This is a genomic window from Ruegeria sp. CG4, from assembly GCF_056537185.1.
The window spans coordinates 441,490-465,955 of the sequence record NZ_JBQFRB010000002.1 but is presented as its reverse complement, the minus strand read 5'-3'; the positions used below and the strand labels follow the sequence as shown (position 1 = coordinate 465,955).

General features: G+C 61.7%; 23 protein-coding genes. 14 read left to right on the top strand and 9 right to left on the bottom strand.

The genetic code is table 11. The annotated features are described in order from the left end of the window. The first annotated feature begins 30 nt into the window (after positions 1-30). From proC to ACR0J2_RS08695, 3 genes are read left to right on the top strand one after another with little or no spacing between them, the layout of a single operon-like run. Positions 31-846: a pyrroline-5-carboxylate reductase gene (proC, locus tag ACR0J2_RS08705; protein ID WP_480812297.1), complete on the top strand. Its 816-nt coding sequence runs from the start codon at positions 31-33 to the stop codon at positions 844-846. Next, positions 839-1,177, top strand: a complete 339-nt coding sequence (locus ACR0J2_RS08700; RefSeq protein ID WP_170614732.1) for a tRNA-binding protein — start codon at positions 839-841, stop codon at positions 1,175-1,177. The genes proC and ACR0J2_RS08700 overlap by 8 nt, the downstream gene beginning before the upstream one ends. Continuing rightward, on the top strand, positions 1,177-2,127 hold the full coding sequence (locus ACR0J2_RS08695; RefSeq protein ID WP_170614731.1) for a 2-hydroxyacid dehydrogenase: 951 nt from the start codon (positions 1,177-1,179) through the stop codon (positions 2,125-2,127). Before ACR0J2_RS08700 ends, ACR0J2_RS08695 begins: the two co-directional genes overlap by 1 nt. Here the strand turns inward: ACR0J2_RS08695 and ACR0J2_RS08690 are convergent. Next, on the bottom strand, positions 2,124-2,702 hold the full coding sequence (locus ACR0J2_RS08690) for a thymidine kinase (protein ID WP_170614730.1): 579 nt from the start codon (positions 2,700-2,702) through the stop codon (positions 2,124-2,126). The two genes, ACR0J2_RS08695 and ACR0J2_RS08690, sit on opposite strands and share 4 nt — an antisense overlap. A gap of 355 nt (positions 2,703-3,057) precedes the next feature. On the opposite strand from ACR0J2_RS08690, the gene ACR0J2_RS08685 reads away from it, so the two are divergent. Further along, positions 3,058-3,519, top strand: coding sequence for a hypothetical protein (locus tag ACR0J2_RS08685; protein ID WP_170614729.1), 462 nt, complete (start codon positions 3,058-3,060; stop codon positions 3,517-3,519). A gap of 65 nt (positions 3,520-3,584) precedes the next feature. Here ACR0J2_RS08685 and ACR0J2_RS08680 read toward each other — a convergent pair whose 3' ends face one another. Both ACR0J2_RS08680 and carB read right to left on the bottom strand, forming a co-directional pair. Continuing rightward, positions 3,585-4,709, bottom strand: coding sequence for a beta-ketoacyl-ACP synthase III (locus tag ACR0J2_RS08680; RefSeq protein WP_480812296.1), 1,125 nt, complete (start codon positions 4,707-4,709; stop codon positions 3,585-3,587). A 220-nt stretch (positions 4,710-4,929) separates the two neighbouring features. Then, complete coding sequence (carB, locus tag ACR0J2_RS08675; protein WP_480812295.1) at positions 4,930-8,283, bottom strand: carbamoyl-phosphate synthase large subunit; 3,354 nt, start codon at positions 8,281-8,283, stop codon at positions 4,930-4,932. Between the two features lie 178 nt (positions 8,284-8,461). On the opposite strand from carB, the gene ACR0J2_RS08670 reads away from it, so the two are divergent. The 4 genes from ACR0J2_RS08670 (at position 8,462) to aspS (ending at position 12,714) form a co-directional block, all read left to right on the top strand. Beyond that, complete coding sequence (locus ACR0J2_RS08670; RefSeq protein ID WP_170680881.1) at positions 8,462-9,589, top strand: aminodeoxychorismate synthase component I; 1,128 nt, start codon at positions 8,462-8,464, stop codon at positions 9,587-9,589. Continuing rightward, positions 9,544-10,191, top strand: a complete 648-nt coding sequence (locus ACR0J2_RS08665; protein WP_170680879.1) for an aminotransferase class IV family protein — start codon at positions 9,544-9,546, stop codon at positions 10,189-10,191. Before ACR0J2_RS08670 ends, ACR0J2_RS08665 begins: the two co-directional genes overlap by 46 nt. Next, a complete protein-coding gene (locus tag ACR0J2_RS08660) occupies positions 10,188-10,859 on the top strand; it encodes a CPBP family intramembrane glutamic endopeptidase (RefSeq protein ID WP_480812294.1) in 672 nt (223 codons plus the stop codon). Before ACR0J2_RS08665 ends, ACR0J2_RS08660 begins: the two co-directional genes overlap by 4 nt. A gap of 79 nt (positions 10,860-10,938) precedes the next feature. Further along, on the top strand, positions 10,939-12,714 hold the full coding sequence (gene aspS, locus ACR0J2_RS08655) for an aspartate--tRNA ligase (protein WP_480812293.1): 1,776 nt from the start codon (positions 10,939-10,941) through the stop codon (positions 12,712-12,714). Positions 12,715-12,927: 213 nt separating this feature from the next. Here the strand turns inward: aspS and ACR0J2_RS08650 are convergent, their stop codons facing one another. Together ACR0J2_RS08650 and ACR0J2_RS08645 are read right to left on the bottom strand one after the other, a co-directional pair. After that, positions 12,928-13,059 carry a hypothetical protein gene (locus ACR0J2_RS08650; RefSeq protein WP_480812292.1) on the bottom strand — a complete coding sequence of 44 codons (132 nt, stop codon included), beginning with the start codon at positions 13,057-13,059 and terminating at the stop codon, positions 12,928-12,930. A 1-nt stretch (position 13,060) separates the two neighbouring features. Continuing rightward, positions 13,061-13,780 (bottom strand): response regulator, encoded by a 720-nt coding sequence (locus ACR0J2_RS08645; RefSeq protein ID WP_170614723.1) that lies wholly within the window; start codon positions 13,778-13,780, stop codon positions 13,061-13,063. A 151-nt stretch (positions 13,781-13,931) separates the two neighbouring features. On the opposite strand from ACR0J2_RS08645, the gene ACR0J2_RS08640 reads away from it, so the two are divergent. Further along, complete coding sequence (locus tag ACR0J2_RS08640) at positions 13,932-14,906, top strand: 2-dehydropantoate 2-reductase (protein ID WP_480812291.1); 975 nt, start codon at positions 13,932-13,934, stop codon at positions 14,904-14,906. A gap of 6 nt (positions 14,907-14,912) precedes the next feature. Here ACR0J2_RS08640 and ACR0J2_RS08635 read toward each other — a convergent pair whose 3' ends face one another. From ACR0J2_RS08635 to hrpB, 3 genes are all read right to left on the bottom strand, one after another. Then, entirely contained in the window at positions 14,913-16,391 is a 1,479-nt protein-coding gene (locus tag ACR0J2_RS08635) for an inorganic phosphate transporter (protein ID WP_170614721.1), read from the bottom strand. A 90-nt stretch (positions 16,392-16,481) separates the two neighbouring features. Next, positions 16,482-16,940 (bottom strand): NUDIX hydrolase, encoded by a 459-nt coding sequence (locus ACR0J2_RS08630; RefSeq protein WP_170614720.1) that lies wholly within the window; start codon positions 16,938-16,940, stop codon positions 16,482-16,484. Positions 16,941-17,117: 177 nt separating this feature from the next. Further along, on the bottom strand, positions 17,118-19,565 hold the full coding sequence (gene hrpB, locus ACR0J2_RS08625) for an ATP-dependent helicase HrpB (RefSeq protein WP_480812290.1): 2,448 nt from the start codon (positions 19,563-19,565) through the stop codon (positions 17,118-17,120). 123 nt (positions 19,566-19,688) lie between these two features. Between hrpB and meaB the strand changes: the two genes are divergently transcribed. The 5 genes from meaB (at position 19,689) to ACR0J2_RS08600 (ending at position 23,740) form a co-directional block, all read left to right on the top strand. Beyond that, positions 19,689-20,666, top strand: coding sequence for a methylmalonyl Co-A mutase-associated GTPase MeaB (gene meaB, locus ACR0J2_RS08620; protein ID WP_480812289.1), 978 nt, complete (start codon positions 19,689-19,691; stop codon positions 20,664-20,666). A 165-nt stretch (positions 20,667-20,831) separates the two neighbouring features. Further along, a complete protein-coding gene (locus ACR0J2_RS08615) occupies positions 20,832-21,968 on the top strand; it encodes a Hint domain-containing protein (RefSeq protein WP_480812288.1) in 1,137 nt (378 codons plus the stop codon). Between the two features lie 222 nt (positions 21,969-22,190). Beyond that, on the top strand, positions 22,191-22,478 hold the full coding sequence (rpmB, locus tag ACR0J2_RS08610) for a 50S ribosomal protein L28 (protein WP_170614716.1): 288 nt from the start codon (positions 22,191-22,193) through the stop codon (positions 22,476-22,478). A gap of 397 nt (positions 22,479-22,875) precedes the next feature. Then, entirely contained in the window at positions 22,876-23,226 is a 351-nt protein-coding gene (locus ACR0J2_RS08605; RefSeq protein ID WP_170614715.1) for a hypothetical protein, read from the top strand. Between the two features lie 40 nt (positions 23,227-23,266). Continuing rightward, a complete protein-coding gene (locus ACR0J2_RS08600; RefSeq protein WP_480812287.1) occupies positions 23,267-23,740 on the top strand; it encodes a copper chaperone PCu(A)C in 474 nt (157 codons plus the stop codon). A 98-nt stretch (positions 23,741-23,838) separates the two neighbouring features. Here the strand turns inward: ACR0J2_RS08600 and ACR0J2_RS08595 are convergent, their stop codons facing one another. Continuing rightward, on the bottom strand, positions 23,839-24,447 hold the full coding sequence (locus tag ACR0J2_RS08595; RefSeq protein WP_170807939.1) for a DUF308 domain-containing protein: 609 nt from the start codon (positions 24,445-24,447) through the stop codon (positions 23,839-23,841). Positions 24,448-24,466: the final 19 nt, after the last annotated feature.

Here is a 24,466-nt window from a genome sequence, read left to right as displayed (position 1 = left end):
CTGAATCGTTACGTTACGAGAGGGGCAATCATGGATATGTCACGCGTCGCCGATCAGGGGCTTGTGCTTTTGGGATGTGGCAAGATGGGGTCCGCCATGCTCGCCGGATGGCTTGAACATGGTCTTCCCGCATCTTCGGTCTGGGTTATCGACCCTTATCCGTCCGACTGGCTTAAGGCGCAGGGCGTGAACATCAACACACCGTTGCCCGAAGCGCCCGCCGTGGTGCTTGTTGCCGTCAAACCGCAGATGATGGGCGACGCGCTGCCCGCGATCAAGGCGCTGGGCGGTGGCACCAGCCTGTTCATCTCTGTTGCAGCCGGAACTTCTCTGGCCACGTTCGAGGACGTTCTGGGGCAGGGCACCCCGATCATCCGCGCCATGCCGAACACGCCCGCAGCGATCCGCCAGGGCATTACCGCGCTGATCGGCAACGCCAACGCCACAGACGCCGATGCGGATCTGGCCGAATCCCTTCTCACGGCCATCGGGCAGACGGTCCGGCTGGAGAGTGAGGACCAGATGGATGCCGTAACCGGCCTCAGCGGTTCGGGTCCGGCCTATGTGTTCCACCTGATCGAAGCGCTCGCCAAGGCGGGCGAGGCGCATGGCCTGCCGCACGAACTGGCGATGAAGCTGGCCAAATCCACCGTGGCCGGGGCCGGTGCGCTGGCCATGGCCGCCGAGGAAGACCCCGCACAACTGCGCATCAATGTCACCTCGCCCAACGGGACAACGCAGGCCGCGCTTGAGGTTCTGATGCACGAGGAAACCGGGTTCCCGGATCTTCTGCACCGCGCCGTCGGCGCTGCAACCAACCGGTCGAGGGAGCTGTCGCGTGAGTGAGATTTCCTTCGACGACTTTCTCAAGGTCGATATCCGCGTGGGTCAGGTGGTGCGCGCGGAACCATATCCCGAGGCCCGCAAACCCGCGATCAAGATGTGGATCGACTTCGGCGACGAGATCGGCGAGCGCAAAACCTCGGCTCAGGTCACGGCCCACTACGACCCGGCCGGGCTTGTCGGCAAACAGGTGATGGCCGTGATCAACTTTCCGCCGCGCCAGATTGGACGTTTCATGTCCGAAGTTCTGGTGCTTGGCCTGCCGGACGAGAACGGCGAAATCGTTCTTATCGGCCCTGACGGCAAGGTCCCGCTGGGCGGGCGGATGCACTGATGAAGCTCTGGATCACCCGACCGATGACACCCGCCGTCGAAGCCCGCGCCCGCGCCGAGTTCGACGTCCTGATCAGGGCTGAAACCACGCCGCTTGACCACGCTGAAATGCATCGAGCATTGACCGAGTTCGATCTGGTGGTTCCGACGTTGGGTGATCAGTTCTCGGCGCAGATCATCGGTGAGGTGCCCGCACCGCGATGCAAGCTGCTGGCCAATTTCGGCGTGGGTTACAACCATATCGACGTGGATGCGGCACGGTCGGCAGGTATCGCCGTTACCAACACGCCTGGCGCTGTCACGGACGCCACCGCTGACATCGCCATGACCCTTTTGCTGTCCACTGCTCGCCGTGCGGGCGAGGGTGAGCGGCTGGTCCGTTCGGCTGGCTGGCGGGGGTGGCACCCGACCCAGATGCTGGGCCACCACGTGACCGGCAAGCGGGTCGGCATCGTGGGCATGGGCCGTATCGGGCAGGCCATCGCACGGCGCTGTCATTTCGGGTTCGGTATGCAGGTTGCCTATCAGTCCCGAAGCCCAAAGGACGTCGATTTTCCCGCGGACTACATCCCCAAACTGACCGACCTTGCTGCGTCTGTCGATTTCCTGGTGCTTGCCGTCCCCGGCGGCGCGCAAACGAGGCATCTGGTCAACACTCAGGTTCTTGAGGCGATGAAGCCGTCCGGCCTGCTGATCAACATCGCGCGGGGCGAGGTCGTGGACGAGGCGGCCCTGATCGTGGCCCTGCGAGACGGCCGAATCGCGGGCGCGGGTCTGGACGTATACGAATTCGAACCGGACGTCCCTCAGGCCCTTCGTGATATGGAAAACGTGACATTGTTGCCGCATCTGGGCACGGCCACCGAAGAGGTGCGTACCGATATGGGGCAGATGGCGCTGGACAATGTCGCGGCCTTTGTTGCGGGGCGTCCGTTGCCCAACCCGGTTTAGACGCCCACCGCCTCGCGCCAGTGTTTGCGGCACAGCGAAACATAGGTTTCGTTGCCGCCGATCTGCACCTGTGCGCCTTCGGTGATGGCCTGGCCGTTTTCGTCCTGCCGGATCACCATGGTCGCCTTACGTCCGCATCTGCAGATGGTGCGTACCTCGCGCATTTCGTCGGCCAAAGCCAGCAGGGCGGCCGAGCCCGGGAACAGCTTTCCCAGAAAATCGACCCGCAACCCATACGCCAGCACGGGAACATCCAAATCGTCCACCGCGCGGGCCAGTTGCCATACCTGATCCTCGGTCAGAAACTGCGCCTCATCGACGAAGACGCAGGCGATTTTGCCTTTGTTCCGGCGATCTTGGATCATCTGAAAAACGTCGTCTTCCGTTGCGAACACATCCGCTTCGGCGGATATTCCGATGCGAGAAGCGATGCGACCGACACCGGCCCGTCCATCCAGCGCGGCGGTCATCAGATAGGTATCCATGCCCCGCTCGCGATAGTTGTGCGATGCCTGCAGCAACACGGTCGATTTGCCCGCATTCATGGTGGAATAGTTGAAATACAGTTTTGCCATGGGCCGGGTCTAAATCGGGTGAACCAAGGGGGCAAGTCATCAATGGCATTGAGGAAGCGACGTCGCCGTTGCGGTTGCATGGGCCGAGCAGATGCTCTCTGGGGATGGAACCCGCGCGCCCACAACAACGACGCCGTCGGCCAACATATGGCCTAAACAGAGCGGAGCCAAAAATCAGCTCCGCGATCACTCATTACCGGCTTGAAATGCCGCCACTCACTCACAAAATCCCCGCATATCTGAGGGATAGCCAATATATGACATTTCAATTATGAATCGAATATGGGAAATTTCCCCACCCTTTCCCCCAAATGCGGTCGGCTGAAGGGTGATTACAGGTAACAAAGGTAAAACAATGGCAGATATCGGGGCCTATCTGAAAAAGCATACCGAAGCACTGGTCAAAGATGTGGGAATCGAATCTGCCTGTAAGATAACGGGCAAGTCCAAAGCGACACTTGGTCGGTACTATTCAGACAACGCCGAACACAGCGACCGGTTCATGCCGGTGGACGCCGTAGCGCGGCTTGAGACGGTGGCAGGCTTCCCCCACGTTACCTCTGCGCTGGCCGATCTCAATAACATCACATTGTCGTATGACGGCCGGAATTCCGACTCCCCGCGCACCGGCGGCGTGAACTCGGACGTCATCGCCTTAAGTCAGCGTTTTGCGATGCTGATGACCGAATACCAGGCTGCCATCGAAGACGGTATCATCACCGTGAACGAGGCAAAGCGGCTGCTGAGAGAAACCAGTCTGTTGCAGCAGGTGCTGATCGAAATGAAGCTGCATCTGGAAGAAGAAAGCGTCAGCTGAACCGCCGGAACTCGGGTCCGAGATGCGATTTTCGTGAACAGACGCTTGCCCGAATGATTGTGAACTCAGCCGTGCCGCTTCACAATCACAGACCCGACCGAATAACCGGCCCCGAAGGAACAGATCAGGCCGATCTGGCCATCTTCCAGATCGTCCGAGTATTTCGAGAATGCAATGATCGACCCGGCGGATGAGGTGTTAGCGTAATCCTGCAGGATATTGGGCTGCTCACCCGGATCGGGCACGCGGCCCAGAACCTTTTTGCCGATGAAATCGTTCATGGTCTTGTTGGCCTGATGCAGCCACAGCCGTTTCAGATCGTCACTGCCTAGCCCCTCGGCCTCCATGTGATCGGTGATGTGCTGGCTGACCATCGGCAGCACCTCCTTGAACACCTTGCGCCCGTTCTGCATGAACTGCATGTCGCGCCGATCTTCCATCCCGGCCGGTCGGGCGCGGCGCAAAAAGCCGTTGTTGTTGCGGATGTTGTTGGAAAATGCCGTGGCGCAGCGGGTCGAGAGAATCTCGAAATGGGCGCCCGTGGCATCCTCCTGCCGCTCGATAAGCGTGGCGGTTGCAACATCGCCGAAAATGAAGTGGCAATCTCGGTCGCGCCATTCCAGATGGCCCGAGCAGATCTCGGGGTTGACCACCAGCGCCGCCCGGACAGACCCCGACCGGACCATATCCGCAGCCGCCTGAATCCCGAACGTGGCCGAGGAACAGGCGACATTCATGTCAAACCCGAAGCCCGAGATACCAAGCGCCTGCTGTATCTCGATCGCAATGGCAGGATAAGCGCGCTCGTGGTTCGAGGCGGCGCAGATCACCAGATCAATGTCATCCGCCGTGCGACCGGCCTGCGCCATCGCCTTTTTGCAGGCATCCACCGCCATTTCGGTCATAATCCCCGGCTCATCATCGCCGCGCTGCCGCAGAAGCGGGTGCATCACGTCCGGATCCAGAACGCCGGATTTGTCCATCACATAACGGTTTTCGATCCCTGATGCCTTCAGGATGAAATCTTCCGACGAATGCTGCATCGCCTCCATGCGCCCGTCCGCGATGGCCTGCGCGTTCGCGGCGTTCTGTTTGTCGGCATAGGCGTTGAACGCTTCGACAAGCTCGGCATTGGTGATGACATTTTCGGGTGTGAAAACCCCGGAGCCGGTGATGGCAGGCGTATACATGTTCGGTCCTGATTGGTCTGGATCAGCACAAAATGCCGATGCAAGGCGGGCAGATCAAGGTTGGGTGACCTAAGGGAATGCGCGGGAACACGCCGGGTGATGTAACCTCCGGCGTGATTGCTTTTGCTTACCCGACTATGTGAACAACCTGCCCGAGCCAGAAAAAACCCCCGGATTGCTCCGAGGGTTTCGAGTAACATTCAAATGGCGCTGAACCGTGTCAGCCCTGCAGCGACCTGACCTCGACATCACCCTCGGCCTGCGCCTTGATCGCCAGCGCGGCCGCATGGCTTGCGGCAGCGGTGGTGAAATAGGGGATCTTGTCATAGAGCGCGATCGAGCGGATGGCCTTGCTGTCCTCGACCGCCTGCGCGCCTTCGGTGGTGTTCATCAGCAACTGAACTTGACCGTCTTTCAGCATGTCGACCACGTCCGGGCGGCCTTCATAAACCTTGTTGACCACGTCGCAGGGCACGCCCTGTTCAGCCAGCCAGCTTTGCGTGCCCCGGGTTGCGACAAGCGTAAAGCCCTGCGCCACCAGCACCTGCGCCGCTTCAAGCATCGTCCGGCCCTTGTCCGCGTCCTTGATCGAGATGAACGCGCGCCCCGAAGACGGCAGGACCATCCCGGCGCCCATCTGCGCCTTCAGGAAGGCGCGCGGGAAGCTGCGGTCCCAGCCCATCACTTCCCCGGTCGAGCGCATTTCGGGACCCAGGATCGTGTCGACGCCGGGGAAGCGGGCAAAGGGCAGCACCGCCTCTTTAACCGAAAACCACGGCATGTCCGGGTCGGCCAGTGTCATCTGATCGGCGATCTTGGTGTCGTCCACGGTCTTGTAGGCCGGACGCATCGGGAAGTTCGAAAGCTTTTCGCCCGCCATCACCCGCGCCGCGATCGAGGCGATCGCGCTGTCGGTCGCCTTGGCGACAAACGGCACCGTGCGGCTGGCGCGCGGGTTGACCTCGATCAGGAAAATCTCGTCGTCCTTGATCGCGAACTGCACGTTCATCAGGCCGACGACGTTCAGCGCCTTGGCCAGTTTGAACGCCTGTTCCTTGATCTGGCCGATGATCTCTTTCGACAACGAATAAGGCGGCAGCGAACAGGCCGAGTCGCCCGAATGCACACCTGCTTCCTCGATATGCTGCATGATGCCGGCCACATGCACGTCAGTGCCGTCGCACAGGGCATCCACGTCCAGTTCGACCGCACCGGCCAGATAGCTGTCCAGCAGAACCGGGCTGTCGCCTGACACCACAACGGCCTCGTTGATATAGCGTTTCAGCTGATCCATATCGCGCACGATTTCCATCGCGCGGCCACCCAACACGTAGGATGGGCGGATCACCAGTGGGAAGCCGATCTCTTCGGCGATTTCCAGCGCTTGTTCATCGGTCGAAGCGATGCCGTTCTTGGGCTGTTTCAGACCCAGTTCGTTGACCAGCGCCTGGAACCGTTCGCGGTCTTCGGCCAGGTCGATGGCGTCCGGTGTGGTGCCGAGGATCGGAATGCCTTCTGCTTCCAATGCGTTCGCCAGTTTCAGCGGTGTCTGGCCCCCGAATTGAACGATCACACCGTGCAGAGTGCCGTTTTCCTGTTCCTTCGTCAGGATTTCCATGACGTGTTCAAAGGTCAGCGGCTCGAAATACAACCGGTCCGAGGTGTCATAGTCGGTCGAGACCGTCTCGGGGTTGCAGTTGACCATGATGGTCTCATACCCAGCTTCGGTCAGCGCGAAACAGGCGTGACAGCAGCAATAGTCGAACTCAATGCCCTGACCGATCCGGTTCGGGCCACCACCGAGGATGACAACCTTCTTGCGGTCCGACGGACGCGCCTCGCATTCAACCTCACCCATCATCGGGGCTTCGTAGGTCGAGTACATATAGGGCGTCTGTGCTTCGAATTCGGCGGCACAGGTGTCGATACGTTTGAACACAGCGTTCACACCCAGATTGCGGCGGGCGCGGCGGACGTTGGCTTCGTCGCGGCCAGACAGATTGCCCAGACGCGCATCGGTGAAGCCCAGCATTTTCAGCTTGCGGATGCCGTCCTCGGTTACCGGCAGGCCGTCTTTGCGGACCGTGCGCTCGGCCTCGATGATCTCGCGGATACGGGCCAGGAACCACGGGTCAAACTTGGTAACGCCGAAAATCTCGTCATCGGTCAGGCCGTGGCGCATGGCCTGCGCGATGGTGCGAAGGCGGTCGGGCGTCTGCTGACTGATCGCCTTGATGACGTGCGCCTTGTCGTCGCCGCTTTCGACCTCGTCCCACAGGCCGATGCTCAACCCCGGAATTTCGATCTCGTCAAATCCGGTCAGGCCCGATTCCATCGACGCCAGCGCCTTCTGCATCGATTCGTGGATCGTGCGGCCGATGGACATCGCCTCACCCACCGATTTCATCGCGGTGGTCAGATAGGGTTCAGAGCCCGGAAATTTCTCGAAGGCGAATTTCGGGATCTTGGTGACGACATAGTCGATTGTTGGCTCGAACGACGCGGGCGTGACCTTGGTGATGTCGTTGTCCAGTTCGTCCAGTGTATAGCCCACAGCAAGCTTGGCGGCGATCTTGGCAATCGGGAAACCGGTCGCTTTCGAGGCCAGCGCCGAAGACCGCGACACGCGCGGGTTCATCTCGATCACGACCATACGGCCATCTTCAGGGTTGATCGCCCACTGCACGTTCGACCCACCTGTTTCGACGCCGATCTCGCGCAGAACGGCGATCGAGCCGTTACGCATGATCTGGTATTCCTTGTCAGTCAGGGTCAGGGCAGGGGCCACGGTGATCGAGTCACCCGTGTGCACGCCCATCGGGTCTACGTTTTCGATGGAACAGACGATGATGGCGTTGTCGGCGGTGTCGCGCACCACCTCCATCTCGTATTCCTTCCAACCCAGCAGGCTTTCATCGACGAGAATCTGGTTCACCGGCGAAGCATCCATGCCCGAGCGGCAAAAATGGATATAATCCTCGCGGTTATAAGCAACACCACCGCCGGTTCCGCCCAGTGTAAAGGCGGGGCGGATGATCGCAGGCAAGCCGATTTCTTCCAGCTCGTCCAACGCCATCTGTACGCCGGCATCCAGATCGGTGGAGCCGTTCTCGCGCTTGGGTGCGGTCACGATGGTTGCCTTGGGGTTCTCAAGACCCAGCCGGTCCATCGCCTCGCGGAACAGGGCGCGGTCCTCGGCCATTTCGATGGCATTGCGCTTGGCACCGATCATCTCGACCCCGAACTTCTCGAGCACACCCATTTCTTCCAAGGCGAGAGAAGTGTTCAACCCGGTCTGCCCGCCCATCGTGGGCAGCAGGGCGTCGGGGCGCTCTTTCTCGATGATCTTGGCAACCACTTCGGGCGTGATCGGTTCGATATAGGTGGCATCCGCAAGACCGGGATCGGTCATGATCGTAGCGGGGTTCGAGTTCACCAGAATGACCCGGTACCCTTCTTCCCGCAGCGCCTTGCAGGCCTGTGCGCCCGAATAGTCGAATTCGCAGGCCTGTCCGATGACAATGGGGCCGGCCCCGATGATCATGATCGACTGGATGTCGGTTCTTCTGGGCATGGCCTGGTTCCTTCGATTGTCCGCGAGTCAGGACACCCTCCGAGTGCCCAAATTGTCCTGCGTTATAGGGACCGCGCCAAAAGGTTCAAGGGGGATCGGAAACAGGGATGAAATTGCCGCTTTCCCCTCTTTCCCTTACCGCCGTATTCTCTATACCGCGCAGCACGGTAAATTGAGGATGCACGTGCGAATTCGTTTCGATCAGGGGCCAGCCGGACCCGGAACCAGTTTCGACCGGCCAGCCAGAGTGATCCGCGCGGACAAGGCGGAGGACGTGCCCCAGGCGATGGCGGCGCTGGATTCGGCGCGCACTGACGGTGCATGGCTGGCAGGCTACGCCAGTTACGAGCTTGGCTATGTTTTAGAGCCGCGCCTGAACGACCGTCTGCCGGAAGATCGCCGCCTGCCGCTTCTGTGTTTTGGCGTTTATGCCGCGCCCACACAACGTGATCTTCCCCCCGCCGCCGGCGGGGTGACCGGTTTTCAGCCACGCTGGGATGAGGCCCGGTATACCCGCGCCTTTCGACAGGTTCATGACGCGATCGGGGCCGGGGACATTTATCAGGCCAATCTGACCTTTCCGATCCATCTGACGGTCGAAGGCGACAGCGCCGCGCTATACGCGGCCCTTGCTGCAGGCCAGCCTGTCGGCCACGGCGCGTTGATCGAGCAAGACGATCTGCCCGATCTGCTCAGCCGCTCGCCCGAGCTGTTTTTCCGCACCGACGCCGACCGCGGGATCGAAACCCGCCCGATGAAAGGCACCCAGCCGCGCAGCGAGGACATGGCGGAAGACGCCCGCCGCCGCGCATTCCTGTCGACCGACGACAAGAACCGCGCCGAGAACCTGATGATCGTTGATCTGCTGCGCAACGATATCAGCCGCGTCGCCTTGCCCGGATCGGTCCGGGTGCCCGAACTGTTCAAGGTCGAAACCTACGCCACTGTGCATCAGATGGTCTCGCTGGTGCAGGCGCAACTTCATATGGGCGCGGAATTGTCCGATATCCTCACGGCACTTTTTCCCTGTGGCTCGATCACCGGCGCGCCCAAAATCCGCGCGATGGAGATATTGTCCGACCTCGAACTCTGGCCGCGCGACATTTATTGCGGCACAATCGGCTGGGCAGCGCCGGACGGACGGTCGGAATTCAACGTGGCGATCCGGACCCTGATGGTGGAAAACGGCGCGGCCACGCTGAATGTCGGCGGCGGTGTCGTCTGGGACAGCACCGCCCCGTCCGAATATGAGGAAGCGCTATGGAAAGCCCGCTTTGCCCGCCAGCCGAGACTGACTTCCGCCTGATTGAAACACTGGCCTACCGGCCGGGACAGGGGATGATCCGGCTGGATCTTCATCTGAACCGGATGCAGCGCACCGCAAACGCCCTGCACCTGCCGTTTTCCCCGGACGACGCACAATCGGCGCTGCAGACCATAACGGGCGATACCCCGCTGCGGTGTCGTCTGACGATGGACGTGTCGGGCCGTTTCGAGGTGACCACCGGGGTGTTGGCCGACAACCCCGCAGTCTGGCGGATTGCCGTGGCCGAAACACGGCTATCTTCGTCGGATATCTGGTTGCGGCACAAGACCACGCAACGCGAAACCTATGACACCGCCCGGGCCTCGTTGCCTGCTGGAACGGATGAGCTGATTTTCCTGAACGAACTGGACGAGCTGTGCGAGGGCACCATAACGAACCTGTTCATCGAAACCTCGCGGGGCCAGCACCTGACACCGGCACTGACCTGCGGTCTTCTGCCGGGCATTCTGCGGCAGCAGCTTCTGGAAACAGGAAAAACCACTCAGGCGGTCCTTACCCTGGCCGATCTGCGCAACGCCCGGAACCTCTGGGTCGGCAATTCCCTTCGCGGCCTTATCCCGGCTGAACTGGTGCAGCATTGAGCGCGTTTGGCGAATGGGCCCTTCCGCCGACAACCCGCGTCCGGCTCTGGCTGGAGTTCGGATTGTTCTTCGTTGTGGCCCCGGTCCTGATTGCGGTCCTTTTCCCGCCGAACTGGATGTTTCCGATGCTGTTCATCTTCACGGCAATCGGGATCGTTCTGTTGCACAACACGCCCGGCTTTTCATGGGCCGAACTACGCTGGAACTGGCGCAACTGGTCCTGGGCCGAACTGTTGGTGTTCATCTTCGCCATGGCCCTGTTCTGCTCGATCCTGGTGTTGTGGACACGGCAGGACGCAGCGTTCTACCTGCTGCTCCAGCGGCCCGAGTTTCTGGCCATCATCTGGCTCGGGTATCCGCTGGCCTCGGCCCTGCCGCAGGAGCTGCTTTTCCGGCCCCTGTTCTTTCGCCGCTATCACGGGATCCTGCCGGACGGCCGCGCGGCCTATCTACTCAATGCAGCGCTGTTTTCACTGGCGCACCTGATGTACTGGAGCTGGATTGTCGCCCTCATGACCTTCGGCGGCGGGCTGCTGTTCACCTGGGCCTACCGCAAGCGCGGATCGTTTTTCTACGCGGTGCTGCTGCACGCGATTGCGGGCAATATCATATTCGCGGCCGGGCTGGGCGTCTATTTCTACTCGGGCAACGTGCAAAGGCCGTTTTGACGGCGCGACCCGCCTTGACTTTCCAAGCCCGACGGGGTGTATCGGCGCGACGAATTCTGCGCCCGAAGGGATATGATCCATGCACGCCTACCGCAGCCACACCTGCGCCGCTCTGACCGCCGCCAATGTCGGTGAAACCGTCCGCCTGTCCGGCTGGGTGCATCGGGTCCGAGATCACGGCGGCGTGCTGTTCATCGATCTGCGCGACCATTTCGGCGTAACCCAGGTGCTGTGCGACGGCGACAGCGCCGCCTTTGCTGCCCTGGAAAAGGTGCGGTCCGAGTGGTGCATCCGCATCGACGGCACTGTCAAGGCGCGTGATGCCGAACTGGTGAACCCGAAATTGCCGACCGGCGAGATCGAGGTATATGTCCGCGAACTCGAAGTGCTGGGCGCCGCCGAAGAACTGCCGCTGATGGTCTTTGGCGATCAGGAATACCCCGAGGAAACCCGCCTGCGCTATCGCTATCTGGACCTGCGCCGCGAGGCGATGCAGCAGAACATGACCCTGCGCTCGGACGTTGTCGCCTCGATGCGCAAACGTATGTGGGATCAGGGCTTCCGCGAGTATCAAACGCCGATCATCACCGCCTCGTCACCCGAAGGCGCGCGCGACTTCCTGGTGCCCTCGCGCCTGCATCCGGGCAAGTTCTACGCCCTGCCGCAGGCCCCACAGCAGTTCAAGCAGCTGATCATGGTGTCGGGCTTTGACAAGTATTTCCAGATCGCGCCGTGCTTTCGCGACGAAGACCCTCGCGCCGACCGCTCGCCTACCGATTTCTACCAGCTCGACCTCGAGATGTCGTTTGTTGAGCAGCAGGACGTGTTCGATACCATCCAACCCGTTCTGACCGGCGTGTTCGAAGAATTCGGCGGTGGTCGCAAGGTGGATCAGGACTGGCCGCAGATTTCCTACAAGGACTCGGCCCTGTGGTACGGCACCGACAAGCCCGACCTGCGCAATCCTATCAAAATGCAAGTGGTCTCCGACCACTTCCGTGGGTCTGGCTTTGCGATATTCGCGAAGCTGCTCGAGCAGGAAGGCACCGAAATCCGCGCCATCCCTGCGCCGACTGGTGGCAGCCGAAAGTTCTGTGACCGTATGAACGCCTTTGCCCAGAAAGAAGGTCTGCCCGGTATGGGCTACATCTTCTGGCGCGATCAGGGCGAAGGCATGGAGGCCGCTGGCCCGCTGGCCAAGAACATCGGCCCCGAGCGGACTGAGGCGATCCGTCAGCAGTTGGGTCTGGGTGTCGGCGATGCGGCTTTCTTCCTGGGCGGCAAGCCGAAAACCTTTGAAAAGGTTGCAGGCAAAGCGCGCGACGTGATCGGCGAAGAACTGAACCTGACCGAGAAGGACCGTTTTGCCTTTGCCTGGATCGTCGATTTCCCGATCTACGAGCAGGATGAGGAAACCGGTGCGATCGATTTTGAGCACAACCCGTTCTCGATGCCCCAAGGCGGGATGGAGGCGCTGAACGGCAATCCGTTGGACGTGCGCGGCTATCAGTACGATCTGGCCTGCAACGGCTATGAACTGGTTTCGGGCGCGATCCGGAACCACAAACCCGAAATCATGCTGAAGGCCTTTGAACTGGCCGGTTATGGTGAGGACGAAGTCAAATCCCGCTTCGGTGCCCTGTTCAATGCCTTCCATTACGGCGCGCCGCCGCACGGTGGCTGTGCTGCCGGTATCGACCGGATCGTTATGCTGCTGGCCGATGAGGCCAACATCCGCGAGGTCATGATGTTCCCGATGAACCAACGTGCCGAGGATCTGATGATGGACGCCCCGTCCGATCCGACCTCGGATCAGCTTATGGAACTGGGCTTGCGCCTCATTCCGCAGGAGTGATCCGGTAACGCCCGCCTTGCGCGGGCGGTTGCCCTGACGTGCCGTTTCCGGGATCGCGCCATAGGCCCCGCGCATCGATACGCGCTGACCGGTGATGCAATCCCTTAACCCACACGAACGCACCTCATTCGGCGCAAGGCGTGAATTGCCTTTCCCCTCGGCATCCTGGCCTCACCACTCACGCAGGGGTCCGACCGGACGACGATCAGCCGCTCAGCCAGCGGATCGGTCCAGCGGGTTTTCCAGATGCTGCCGGTTGTTTCGAATGCTGCGCGCCGCCGTGCGCGTCTGCCGGTAGGCCCATAGAAACAGCAGCGTGGCCGTGATGAAATACGCCGTGACCATGTCAGATCGCCTCCCGCTGTTGTAAGCGGGACTGAACGATACCGGCCACCTGCGCCGCCCGCGCGGTCACAGGCGCACCCGCAGCCCGGGACGCGGCCAGCTTTTGCGCGGCGTCTGCCAGCACCGTGTCTTCCGCATCGCGGGCCACGCCGGTCAGAAATTGCGCGGCATAGTCCAGTGTCCGGTGGTCGTTTGGCCCGGCCAGAACGTCGGCGATATGGGCCATGTCGTCCTGATAGGCCATCGGATCGGGGCGTATGACCTCATCCTGGATGGCATGCAGTCCGCCGGGGCGGCGATCTTCGGGCAGCAACTCCAGAATGGTGCGCTGGAAACAGGCCAGAGAGTTCAGGGGCTTGTTCAGAAAACCGTCTGCACCGGCCTGCATTGCCAGTTGCTCGGCACAGTCATCGCCGGACAGACCCAATATGACGCCGATCCGGGGCGAGGCCTCGTTAAGTTCGGCAATCAGGTCCGCCCCGGGCCCGTCGGGCAGCCCCATGTCCACCAGAATGACCGATGGGCGATAGATCTTCAGATGACGCCGCGCAGATGTCAGACAGTCCGCCCGCCGGATCCGCGCGCCGCTGTGCAGACACATCAGCCGGATCGCATCGCAGGCATAACGGCTGTCCTCGACAACCAGAATGGTTTGCCCCAAAAGCGGGCGCGTGGCGGTGGGCAAAGGGCGTGTGGCCTCGAAAGGGTTCGAATCGTCCATGGCAGACCTCCTGATCAGCAGATGCCTCACGCTAGGATCTCCTGGCTAACACAGGGTTAATTTTGCACTGCACGCCAGAGGCAAACACTGGCCGTTTCCCGTCGGCTCGTGCTACCAAACCTTCTGACCCGCCAACGGCAGGAGGGCCGTCATGAACATCGTCATTGCCGGAGCCGGCAGCATCGGGTGCTATTGCGGCGCGTTACTGGCCGATGCGGGGCATCAGGTCACCTTGCTGGGTCGCGCCCGAATTCTGGACCCGATCCGGGGGCAGGGCCTGACGGTGACCGATTTCTCGGTCCTGCATCGTCACATCGCGCCGGACAGATTGACCCTGAGCGAAGACCCGGCCTGCCTGTCCCGGGCCGGGATCGTGATTGTGTCGGTCAAAACGGGCGCCACGGCGGATCTGGCGGCGGATATAGCCCGCTTCACACCGACAAGCGCACCGATTGTGTCGTGGCAAAATGGTATGGAAAACGCACGCATCCTGCGCGCAGCCTTGCCGGGGCACGATGTGCGCGCCGGAATGGTGCCATTCAACGTTGTGCCGACAGAACCCGCCTGTTTTCACCGGGCAACCTCCGGCGATATCATAATCGAAAGCGGATCAGGCGCATTGGGCCAGACGCTGGGCAGCGCGGATTTGCCGGTGTCTGAAAGTGACGATATTCAGGCGGTGCAATGGGGCAAACTGGTCATCAACCTCAACAACGCCCTGAATGCCCTGTCCGGCCTGACCCTGCGCGAACAGCTCATGAACCGGGCGTGGCGGCGTTTGATGGCCGATCAGATGGGTGAAGCACTGCGCGTGCTGAAAGCCGCCGGTCATCCCGTCGCGTCGACCACGCCGCTTCCGGCGTGGATGACGCCATATGTTTTGCGTCTGCCAACACCGCTTTTTACCCGGATTGCATCCCGGATGCTGACCATTGACCCCAGCGCACGCACATCCATGGCCTATGACCTGGCGGCAGGCCGGCCGACGGAAATCGACAGTTTGCAGGGCGAGATCGTTCGCATCGCCAATGAAGCTGGCACTTCGGCGCCACTGTGCACAAAGGTACAGGCCCTGATCGAAAGAGCCCCTGCCGAGCCTTTGACACCGGACCGGGTCCGGGCTTGAGACAGCTCAGGAAAACGCCGTCAGCACCCAGAATATCACCGCAGACATTGCCGCTGCCGCAGGCACTGTAATGACCCATGCCGCCACAATGGTCATGAAATGCGACCGGCGTACCAGCTTGCGGCGTTGGTACTCTTCAGGTGCCAGCTGCAACTCGGACGAGCGCCGGCGGTTGGTAACTTTCCGTCGGCGGTCCGAGTGCCACTCGCGGTAGAAGCCAACCCCGAAAACCGCGCCCACAGCGATGTGGGTCGAGCTGACGGGCAGGCCCAGCCAACTGGCGAAGATTACCGTAATGGCTGCCGACAGGGCCACGCAGAATGCGCGCATCGGGTTCAGTTTGGTGATCTGGCTTCCGACCATGCGGATCAGCTTGGGGCCGAACAGGAACAGGCCAAACGAGATGCCGAAGGCCCCAATGACCATCACCCAAGTGGGAATGGACACCTTGGCCGAGAAATCTCCGAACTCTGCCGCGTGCACAATCGCCGCAAGCGGGCCAACCGCGTTGGCGACGTCATTGGCACCGTGGGCAAAACTCAGAAACGTGGCCGAAATGACCAAAGGCAACCCGAAAAGGGTTTTCAGCGATCGGGTGCGGTTTTCAAGACCTTCGGACTTGCGACGCACCCAAGGCACGGTAACCGCCCAGACCAGCAGGGCTGCGGCCAGGCCGATCAGCAGGGCGTATTCCAGATCGATCTTCACGATCCGCTTCAGGCCCTTGACGGACAGATAGGTGGCAAATGCCCCGGCCATGACCGCGACGAGGATCGGAACCCAAAAGCGGGCAGCGGCAATCTTGTCGTCCTGATACTGGATCTTGGCCTTGATCAGCGCCAGGAAACAGGCGGCGATTGCGCCGCCCAGCACCGGCGAAATGACCCAACTGGCGGCAATGGCCCCCATGGTGCCCCAGCTCACCGCGCTCAGCCCGGCGGCCGCAATTCCGGCGCCCATGACGCCGCCGACCACCGAATGAGTCGTGGATACCGGCGCGCCGATCCAGGTGGCCAGGTTGACCCACATGGCCGATGAAATCAGCGCTGCCATCATCGCCCATATGAAGACGTTGTTGTTTTGCACCGACATCGGATCGATGATGCCTTTCGAGATGGTCGAAACCACATCGCCGCCAGCCAGCAAAGCTCCGGCGCTTTCGGCAACGGCGGCGATCAGGATCGCACCGCCCATGGTCAGAGCGTTGGCACCTACCGCAGGGCCCATATTGTTGGCCACGTCATTGGCGCCGATATTGATCGCCATATAGGCCCCGAACCCTGCGGCCGCGACCACTATCAGACTGCCATCGGCCTGACCGAACAGTACCGCTGCGGACAAACCGGCCAGCGCGATGAAGGCCAGCGCGATCCCCGGGGCCAGCAACGGCCGCGCCACATGCGCATTCGCATGCTCGAGCCGTGAAATACGGTGAAGGTCGCTGTCCAGTGCGCGCCAGCGGGATTTGGTCTGCGATTCTGACATCTGTTTGGGCCGTTAAGGATTTGGATGCAGGCCGCTAACGGTTTTCGGCAGGTTGGGCAACCGACATGTCATCAATTTTACGTTTTACTGTTACAAATGCAGCAGCAAATCGCGTAATTCCGGCTCGTTCACACGTTCCGCGGCCACTTTGGGCGACACCCAGCACCGCTGACGCTCATGCGCCTCGGGGTATTGATCCGACAGTTCCGTCACCGGTATGCGGTAGACATTTGTCCGGACCGCCTGGGATGTGCCGTCCTTCAGGATCTTGTCATAGGTGAAATGCCCGATCGGTGTTTTGTCGAAAGAAGTGGCCCGCACGCCGGCCTCTTCCCACGCTTCCTGCAAAGCGGTCTCGGCCCCGTCGAGGCCGTCAATCGGCCAGCCCTTGGGAATGACCCACCTTTTGGTTTCGCGGCTGGTGATCAGCAGAACATCCTCACCGGTTTCGGTTCTGCGTGTGCAAAGCGCGGCAAACTGCACCCGTTCCGGGCGCTGAAACAGAGGTTTGCCGACCTCGTTCCAGAGCTTTTGTAGCTTGTTTTTCATGTGTTCGCGTCAGTTTCCATAACCTACATTAGGCAGATATCATTTAGGAACCTAACGGAGTGTTTTCAACGAGCTTTCATTTCCGGAAAGTGTTGCCGCTCCGACTCTACCACGTGCTCACGCACACCCGGTGGCGGTCACGAAAATTCGCTGAAAATCCCGCGCGGGGCGCTGGCTTCACTTGTGGCGCCTGTTGGCGCGAAGGGTCGGGTCGGCCTGAGTCGGATCTTCCGGCCAGGGGTGTTTGGGATATTGCGCCCGCATATCCTTGCGCACATCCGCATAGGACCCCGCCCAGAAACCCGGCAAATCGCGCGTGATCTGGATCGGACGCTGTGCCGGCGACAGCAGGGTGATCTTCAACGGTTCATCCCCGATGACCGGGTGGCGCGTCACTCCGAACATTTCCTGCAACCGGACCGAGATTTCGGGCACCGCCCCGCCATAGTCGATCGGAATTTTTCGACCCAGCGGCGTCTCGAACGATCCTGGTGCGCGGCGGTCCAGCTCCTGCGTCTGCGTCCAGTCCAGTCGCCCCCGCAGGGCAGGCAACAGATCGAAGCGTTTCCAATCCTCGGCATTGCGCACGCCCGCCAACATCGGCAGTAACCAGCTTTCCAGATCCGCCAGCAGCCCTTCGACCGAGAAGTCCGGCAGGTCCACCCCTCCGGCCCGGACCAGTTCCACCCGGGCGGCAAGCCGGGCGGCGGCCCCGTCCAGGCGCAACCCCAGATCGCGTACACCGTCCAGCATGGCGCGTGACACTCGCTCTTCGGGCACGTCCTTCCAGATCCTGTCGTCCAGAGCGATCGCCCCGAACCTTTCCTGCTGGCGGGCCACGACCCTGCGTTCGCGCCTGGACCAGTCGCAACTGTCGATCCATGCGATCTGATCGATGAACAGGTCGCGGATGTCCCGCTCGGTGATCTGCACCGCCATTCGCACGCGGGCCTCACGCGGGTTTCCGTCCGTATCGATCACCACCAGATAGGGTGCGGCGGCCAGCGTGTCGCCATTGTCCAGCACAACACCCTTGCCGCCTGAAAGGACATAGCGTGGTACGTCCCCCTTGCGCCGCTGACCGACGCGGTCGGGATAGGCCAGCGCCGCCATGGCGGCAGGGGACAATTCACCGGCCCCGCCGGGCTGTGCCCGCAACCGCCTGGTTTCGCCCTTGATGCGCTCCACAACACTCATGTTCACCGGCCAGACCCGATTGCGTTGGAACGCGCGTGGATCTCGTAACGCTTCAAGCCGAAGGGACAGATCGGCTGGCGCGCCCTTCAACGGATCCCGTTCGGCCATCAACGCCGCCAGCGGCGCGGCGTCAGCACCCGCGTGCACCAGCATGTGCCCCAACCGAGGGTGCAGGGGCAGCGCCGCAAGCGCCCGCCCGTGATCAGTGATCCGCCCACGGGCATCCAGCGCACCCAGCATCGCCAACAGTGCCCGCGCTTCTGACATGGCCCCCTCGGGTGGTGGCGTCAGAAATGCCAGATCGCCCGGTTCGGCCCCCCACAATGCAAGCTCCAGCGCCAGCCCGGTCAGATCTGCCGCCTCGATTTCGGCGGGTGGGTAGGCGGCCATGGCGCCATCCTCGCCTTTCGACCACAGCCGATAGCACAGGCCTTCGGCGACACGACCGGCTCGGCCCGCGCGTTGCGTGGCCTCGGCCCGCGTGACCCGTTCGGTCACCAGCCGGGACATGCCCGATCCGGCATCGAACCGCGCCCGTCGCGCCTGTCCCATGTCGACCACCACCCGTATGTCGGGGATGGTCAGAGAGGTTTCGGCAATCGAGGTTGCCAGCACCACCTTGCGCCCCTGATCAACTGGCGCAATTGCGGCGCGCTGGGCGGCAAAGGGCATAGCCCCGAACAAGGGCCGTACCACGCAGTCGCCGGGCAACCGCCCCGACAAAGCCGCCTCGGTCCGCCGGATTTCACCCTCGCCCGGCAGAAACACCAGCATCCCGCCGCCTGCCGCGCGGCTGTCACGCTCGGCCCGCACGACCAGATCGACCAGAGCATCCAGCCGTCGTGCCCGCGCGCTCAAAGGCCGGTCCAGCCAGCGTGTTTCAACCGGGTAGCTGTGCCCTTCTGACGTTACCAGGGGGGCATCCATCAGTTGCCCTACCGGTTCCGCATCCAGTGTCGCCGACATCGCCAGCAGGATCAGGTCGTCCCGCAGCGCAGCCGTGACCTCAAGACACAGGGCCAGACCCAGATCAGCATTCAGGGATCGTTCGTGGAATTCATCGAAAATCACCGCGCCAATACCCGGCAGGTCGGGTTCGGACTGCAGCATCCGGGTCAGAATACCTTCGGTCACAACCTCGATCCGGGTCGTTTTCGAGACTTTGGCATCGCCGCGCACCCGATAGCCCACGGTCTGGCCTGCGCGCTCTCCCAGGGTTTCGGCCATGCGCTCGGCCGCCGCCCGCGCAGCCAGACGCCGGGGTTCCAGCATCACGATCCTGCCATCGCATAGACCGGCGTCGAGCATCGCCAGTGGCACCCGGGTGGTTTTGCCCGCGCCGGGCGGGGCCTGCAACACGGCACGGCCCCGCGCCTTCAGCGCTGAGATCAGATCGGGCAGGGCATCATCTATCGGCAGTCGGGTCATGCCGCCTTATCCCCAATGGCACCGCCAAGGTCCAGAACGCGTGCGCCGAAACCTTGCCGCGGGCACTGGACAAACCCGGGCCCACTCCGTCATCTAGGGCAAATTTCGACGAGGGACCCATCCATGAACACCGCCGAGCTTGGGGACAGAATTCTGCAGGGCGACCGCCGCGCGCTGGCACGCGCCATCACGTTGGTCGAAAGCCGCCGCGCCGATCACCGGGCGCAGGCCGCCGAATTGCTGTCCCATCTGGCAACAGCGGATCGGCAATCGCTGCGCATCGGCCTTTCGGGGACGCCGGGTGTCGGCAAATCCACCTTCATCGAAAGCTTTGGCATGATGCTGACGGGGCAAGGGCTGCGCGTCGCGGTTCTGGCGGTCGACCCCAGTTCGGCCCGCTCGGGCGGCTCGATTCTGGGCGACAAGACCCGGATGGAACGGCTGAGCCGCGAGAAGAACGCTTTTATCCGCCCGTCCCCCAGCCAAAGCCACCTGGGCGGTGTTGCCCGCCGCACGCGCGAGGCGATTGCCCTGTGCGAAGCGGCCGGCTTTGACGTGGTGCTGATCGAAACCGTGGGCGTCGGCCAGTCCGAGACCGTGGTTTCGGAAATGTCCGATCTGTTCCTGCTGCTGCTTGCGCCCGCAGGCGGCGACGAATTGCAGGGCGTCAAGCGCGGCATCATGGAAATGGCCGACATGATTCTGGTCAACAAGGCCGACGGCGACCTGAAGGCCACCGCCACCCGCACCTGCGCCGATTATGCCGGTGCGCTGCGCCTGCTGCGAAAACGTCCGCAGGACCCCGAAGGTTTTCCGAAGGCGATGACCGTCTCGGCGGTCGAGGAACATGGGCTGGCACAGGCCTGGGACGAGATGCAATCCCTCACCCAATGGCGCCGCGACAACGGTCATTGGCACGCGAACCGAGCTGCGCAGGCCCGCTTCTGGTTCGATCAGGAGGTGCGCCATGCCCTTCTGGCGCAGCTTGACGCTCCCGAAATCCGCGCCGAGATGGAGCGGCTGAGCGCCGAGGTTGGATCAGGCGATATCAGCCCCACCGCAGCGGCGGAGCGTATGCTCGGCACCCTATCCGGGCAGTAGGTTCGGGCCGGAATTCCGCCAAAGGTGGTGCGATCCCATCTAATGTTGTATTATATATGAATACTTAACGGGATCCGGGCGCTCGGGCGCTCGTCCCTCAAGGTGGCACATGTTGATGCCGCAGGGCAGGAGCCAGACTGAACAGATCAACGGGAACTGTCGATCATGCCCAATATCAATGGCACCAACGGTGCCGACAACATCGACGTCACCAACAACAACGGCACCCTGAACGGTACGCCGCAGGGGTCGCCGATCGACAATATCCGTGGGCGGCAGGGCAATGACGCCATTAACGTCTCGAACAGCACGGTCGTGGGCGATGTGCGCGGCAATGCCGGAAGCGATGACATTACCATCACGGGCAGCACCATCGGCGGCACGCTGGCGGCCGGCAGCGCAGGCGACACGGTCACCGTCCGAGGGTCGGACGTTTCCAACATCCGCCTGGGCGGCGGCAATGATACGCTCGATTTCCAAAGCACCAATGTGTCCGGCGATATACGCGGTGGCGGTGGAACCGATACGCTGAACCTGCCTGCGGGCACGGTCATCACCGACAACACATTTGGCACCATCACGGTTGTGGCCGGGACAGGTTATTCGTTGTCCAGTGGCACGTTCACCCTGCCATCGGGCAGCACCGTGACCTATTCCACCTTCGAAAACGGAGCCGGTGTTCCCTGCTTTACCCGCGACACGAAAATTCAGACCGAACACGGACCCGTGCCCATCCAGAACCTGCGCACGGGCAACAGACTTCCCACCGGCGGCCACGGGCTGCAGCCCATCCGCTGGATCGGTCGCCGCCGCATGGGCGCAAAGACTCTTGCCGCCAACCCCAAACTCCGGCCCGTCCGGATCCATGCCGGAGCCCTGGGCGGCGGGTTGCCGCAGCAGGATCTGTTGGTCTCCCGGCAGCACCGCATGGTGGTGCGGTCGAAAATCGCCATGCGCATGTTCGGCGCGCCCGAGGTGCTGATCCCCGCAATCAAGCTGACGCAACTGCCGGGTATCCATGTTGATGACACGCTGGCTGAGGTTGAGTATTTTCACCTGCTCTTTGACCGGCACGAGATCATCTTCGCCGAAGACGCCCCCACCGAAAGCCTTTTCACCGGACCCGAAGCGCTCAAGACCCTCAGCGATGCGGCCCGCGAGGAGATTTTCGCCATTTTCCCGGAACTGGCGGACGTGACACATGAGTCGGATCCCGCCCGTTTCATTCCGCGCGGACCGCAACAGGCCCGGCTGGTCGCGCGCCACTTGCGCAACAACAAGCCCCTGCTTCTGAACTCGTGATCCGGGCAGCAAGGATTGCGAATATTGCCCGAAACGGATAGCCCGGTCTGACATCGCGGATTACCTCCGAAGGTGCTGGAAAGAATTCGCAGCATCCGTCTTGACCCTTCCGCCGATTCCCACTACACGCATCCAACCAGTTTTCGGGCGCGACTTCGGGTTGCGCCCCTTGTGATTTGGCCGCAGGCAGTAGCCCGGCCTCCAGAAACAAAGGAAGAAACCATGTCGCGCCGTTGCGAACTGACCGGAAAAGGCCCGATGACTGGCAACAATGTCAGCCACGCCAACAACAAAACCAAGCGTCGCTTTCTGCCGAACCTGAACGACGTTACTCTGCAGTCCGAAACACTGGGCCGTGGCGTCAAGCTGCGCATCTCGGCTGCTGCTCTGCGTTCGGTTGACCACCGCGGTGGTCTGGACGCGTTCCTGGCCAAGGCCAAAGACGATGAGCTGTCGGCAAACGCGCTGAAAGTGAAAAAGGAAATCGCCAAGGCACAAGCCTCGGCCTGATCTTTCTCACAGCGGGAATTTCGGCCCTGCACCGGTCCGGTGCGGGGCCTTTTTCATGGCCCGATTGCAAACTGTTCCCCAAAGGGAAATAGTTTTATTCTCTTTCGTGAAATTGTTCACAGACGCCCATCGGTGACAGGTCTATTGTCTGACTCGCAATTCCGGTGGAGATTGTGGATATGTCGTTAAAATCGTTTTACTTTTTCTCTCTGTTGGCTACCGTTTGCGCCAAAACCTTTGCGGCCTGCACGCGGATGCAGAGACGGGTGAACCATCTTCACACCAGCCTGACCAAAAGCCAAGTCCGTCGTAACGGCGTGGATACCTGACGCGGAGAAAAGGACGCAGGCGAATGCCCTTGTGACGCGCGCGAAAGCGGGCGTATATCGCGGATAAGATGAGATCCGTATTCAAGCAAAATCTGGCTCTGGCCATTTCCCTGCTCGTCATTCTGACCGGGCAGGGGGTGGCTGTATCGCGGGGGATGGACCGCGCCGTTGGTCAGATGGTGCTGTGCACCGGAACCGGCCCGGTTGTCGTCTACATGGACGAAGACGGCCAGCCCACCAAAGCCCCGCATTACTGCCCTGACTACGCCCTGAGCCTTCTGGGGGCGTTGGCGGCGGCGCAACCCGAGTTGCCTGCTGCTCCGCGCCTTTCGCAACCGGCCCCATTGCCGTTGGCCGAAAACCTCGTCGCCCGGACGCTGCCGCGCAAACCGGCCCGCGCGCCTCCTTTTCTGATCTGATTCCAAACCAGTTTTCAGATCAAATCAAAGGAGAGGCACAATGTCCTTCAAATCCACCCTGTTCGCCACCATCGCCACCGTAGCCATGGCCACTACCGCATTTGCCCAGGACCTGATCCTGGTCGAAGACGCCTATGCCAGATCTTCGGGCAAATCGGCCAAGGCGGGCGCAGCTTTCATGATGATCCGGAATGACAGCGGTCAGGATGACCGTCTGATCGGTGTGACGTCGGATGTGGCAGCACGGGTCGAGCTTCATACCCACGAGGTAGACGAAAACGGCGTCGCCAAGATGATGCATGTCGAGGAAGGCTTTGCCATCCCCGCGGGCGAGGTCCACATGCTGAAACGCGGCGGCGATCACGTGATGTTCATGGGCCTGAAGCAGCCGTTCGAACAGGGTGCAACCGTTCCTGTCACCCTGATTTTCGAACAGGCCGGTGAAGTCACGGTCGAGGTCCCGGTCGATCTCGAGCGTCAGGATCAGGGCGGTCACGGCTCGCATTCCAACTGAACCAACGCCTGTCTTCAGGCCGCTCTGCGGCCGTCATCCATGCGTCAGGCCGGGGCTTTAGCCCGGCCTGTTGCCCTTTGGCGGTCCGGGTATGTTTGCTATCTGTTGACGACACGCATGGCGATCCGGTCATGGGCCCGTTTGAACCGGGCCGTCAGCCAGAACATTACGGCGGCAAATGCCAGCGCAGAAAACGCAATAGCCCATCCCAGCGCAACCAACCCGCTGCCGGGCCAGAACATCAGAACCAAACCGATCAGAATGGCGATGATTCCGGAATTGCGCAGGGTCGGCCCTGCCGGGTCCATCTGGTGCATCTGTCGCCACGTCATGACGGATCCGATCCCGACAATCAACACCCAGGCCCCAAGCAGGAAGAAGGCAAGCCGGGCGGTCCCTTCGGGCCATATCAGCAGGATAAGGCCAATCAGCACGGCGCCGATGCCGAACCCGCCAATCAACCCGCGCCGCCCGAACCCCAGCAACGTCAGCCCGCCATCGAGAATCAGCAACAGACCGACCAGTTGCAACAGAACCGTAATGCTGCCGGCCGGCCAGAACAGGGCCGCAAGCCCAAGTGCGGCGGCCATCAGCCCACGCAGCAGAAATGTCCACCAAAGATTGGCGAGCTTGTCACCAAGCGCGTCCCGACCTGTAAATGTGCCGTCTTCCAGAACTTCACCGCTCCGGGTCTGATGTTCCTCCATCGGGGTCTCCTGTCTTCGG

Excerpts from the sequence above, each read along its gene's own strand:
- proC (WP_480812297.1), top strand. The coding sequence starts at position 31 with ATGGATATGTCACGCGTCGCCGATCAGGGGCTTGTGCTTTTGGGATGT.
- ACR0J2_RS08695 (WP_170614731.1), top strand. The coding sequence starts at position 1,177 with ATGAAGCTCTGGATCACCCGACCGATGACACCCGCCGTCGAAGCCCGC.
- ACR0J2_RS08690 (WP_170614730.1), bottom strand. The coding sequence starts at position 2,702 with ATGGCAAAACTGTATTTCAACTATTCCACCATGAATGCGGGCAAATCG.
- ACR0J2_RS08685 (WP_170614729.1), top strand. The coding sequence starts at position 3,058 with ATGGCAGATATCGGGGCCTATCTGAAAAAGCATACCGAAGCACTGGTC.
- ACR0J2_RS08680 (WP_480812296.1), bottom strand. The coding sequence starts at position 4,709 with ATGTATACGCCTGCCATCACCGGCTCCGGGGTTTTCACACCCGAAAAT.
- carB (WP_480812295.1), bottom strand. The coding sequence starts at position 8,283 with ATGCCCAGAAGAACCGACATCCAGTCGATCATGATCATCGGGGCCGGC.
- ACR0J2_RS08670 (WP_170680881.1), top strand. The coding sequence starts at position 8,462 with ATGCACGTGCGAATTCGTTTCGATCAGGGGCCAGCCGGACCCGGAACC.
- ACR0J2_RS08665 (WP_170680879.1), top strand. The coding sequence starts at position 9,544 with ATGGAAAGCCCGCTTTGCCCGCCAGCCGAGACTGACTTCCGCCTGATT.
- aspS (WP_480812293.1), top strand. The coding sequence starts at position 10,939 with ATGCACGCCTACCGCAGCCACACCTGCGCCGCTCTGACCGCCGCCAAT.
- ACR0J2_RS08650 (WP_480812292.1), bottom strand. The coding sequence starts at position 13,059 with ATGGTCACGGCGTATTTCATCACGGCCACGCTGCTGTTTCTATGGGCC.
- ACR0J2_RS08645 (WP_170614723.1), bottom strand. The coding sequence starts at position 13,780 with ATGGACGATTCGAACCCTTTCGAGGCCACACGCCCTTTGCCCACCGCC.
- ACR0J2_RS08640 (WP_480812291.1), top strand. The coding sequence starts at position 13,932 with ATGAACATCGTCATTGCCGGAGCCGGCAGCATCGGGTGCTATTGCGGC.
- ACR0J2_RS08635 (WP_170614721.1), bottom strand. The coding sequence starts at position 16,391 with ATGTCAGAATCGCAGACCAAATCCCGCTGGCGCGCACTGGACAGCGAC.
- ACR0J2_RS08630 (WP_170614720.1), bottom strand. The coding sequence starts at position 16,940 with ATGAAAAACAAGCTACAAAAGCTCTGGAACGAGGTCGGCAAACCTCTG.
- hrpB (WP_480812290.1), bottom strand. The coding sequence starts at position 19,565 with ATGACCCGACTGCCGATAGATGATGCCCTGCCCGATCTGATCTCAGCG.
- meaB (WP_480812289.1), top strand. The coding sequence starts at position 19,689 with ATGAACACCGCCGAGCTTGGGGACAGAATTCTGCAGGGCGACCGCCGC.
- ACR0J2_RS08615 (WP_480812288.1), top strand. The coding sequence starts at position 20,832 with ATGCCCAATATCAATGGCACCAACGGTGCCGACAACATCGACGTCACC.
- rpmB (WP_170614716.1), top strand. The coding sequence starts at position 22,191 with ATGTCGCGCCGTTGCGAACTGACCGGAAAAGGCCCGATGACTGGCAAC.
- ACR0J2_RS08605 (WP_170614715.1), top strand. The coding sequence starts at position 22,876 with ATGAGATCCGTATTCAAGCAAAATCTGGCTCTGGCCATTTCCCTGCTC.
- ACR0J2_RS08600 (WP_480812287.1), top strand. The coding sequence starts at position 23,267 with ATGTCCTTCAAATCCACCCTGTTCGCCACCATCGCCACCGTAGCCATG.
- ACR0J2_RS08595 (WP_170807939.1), bottom strand. The coding sequence starts at position 24,447 with ATGGAGGAACATCAGACCCGGAGCGGTGAAGTTCTGGAAGACGGCACA.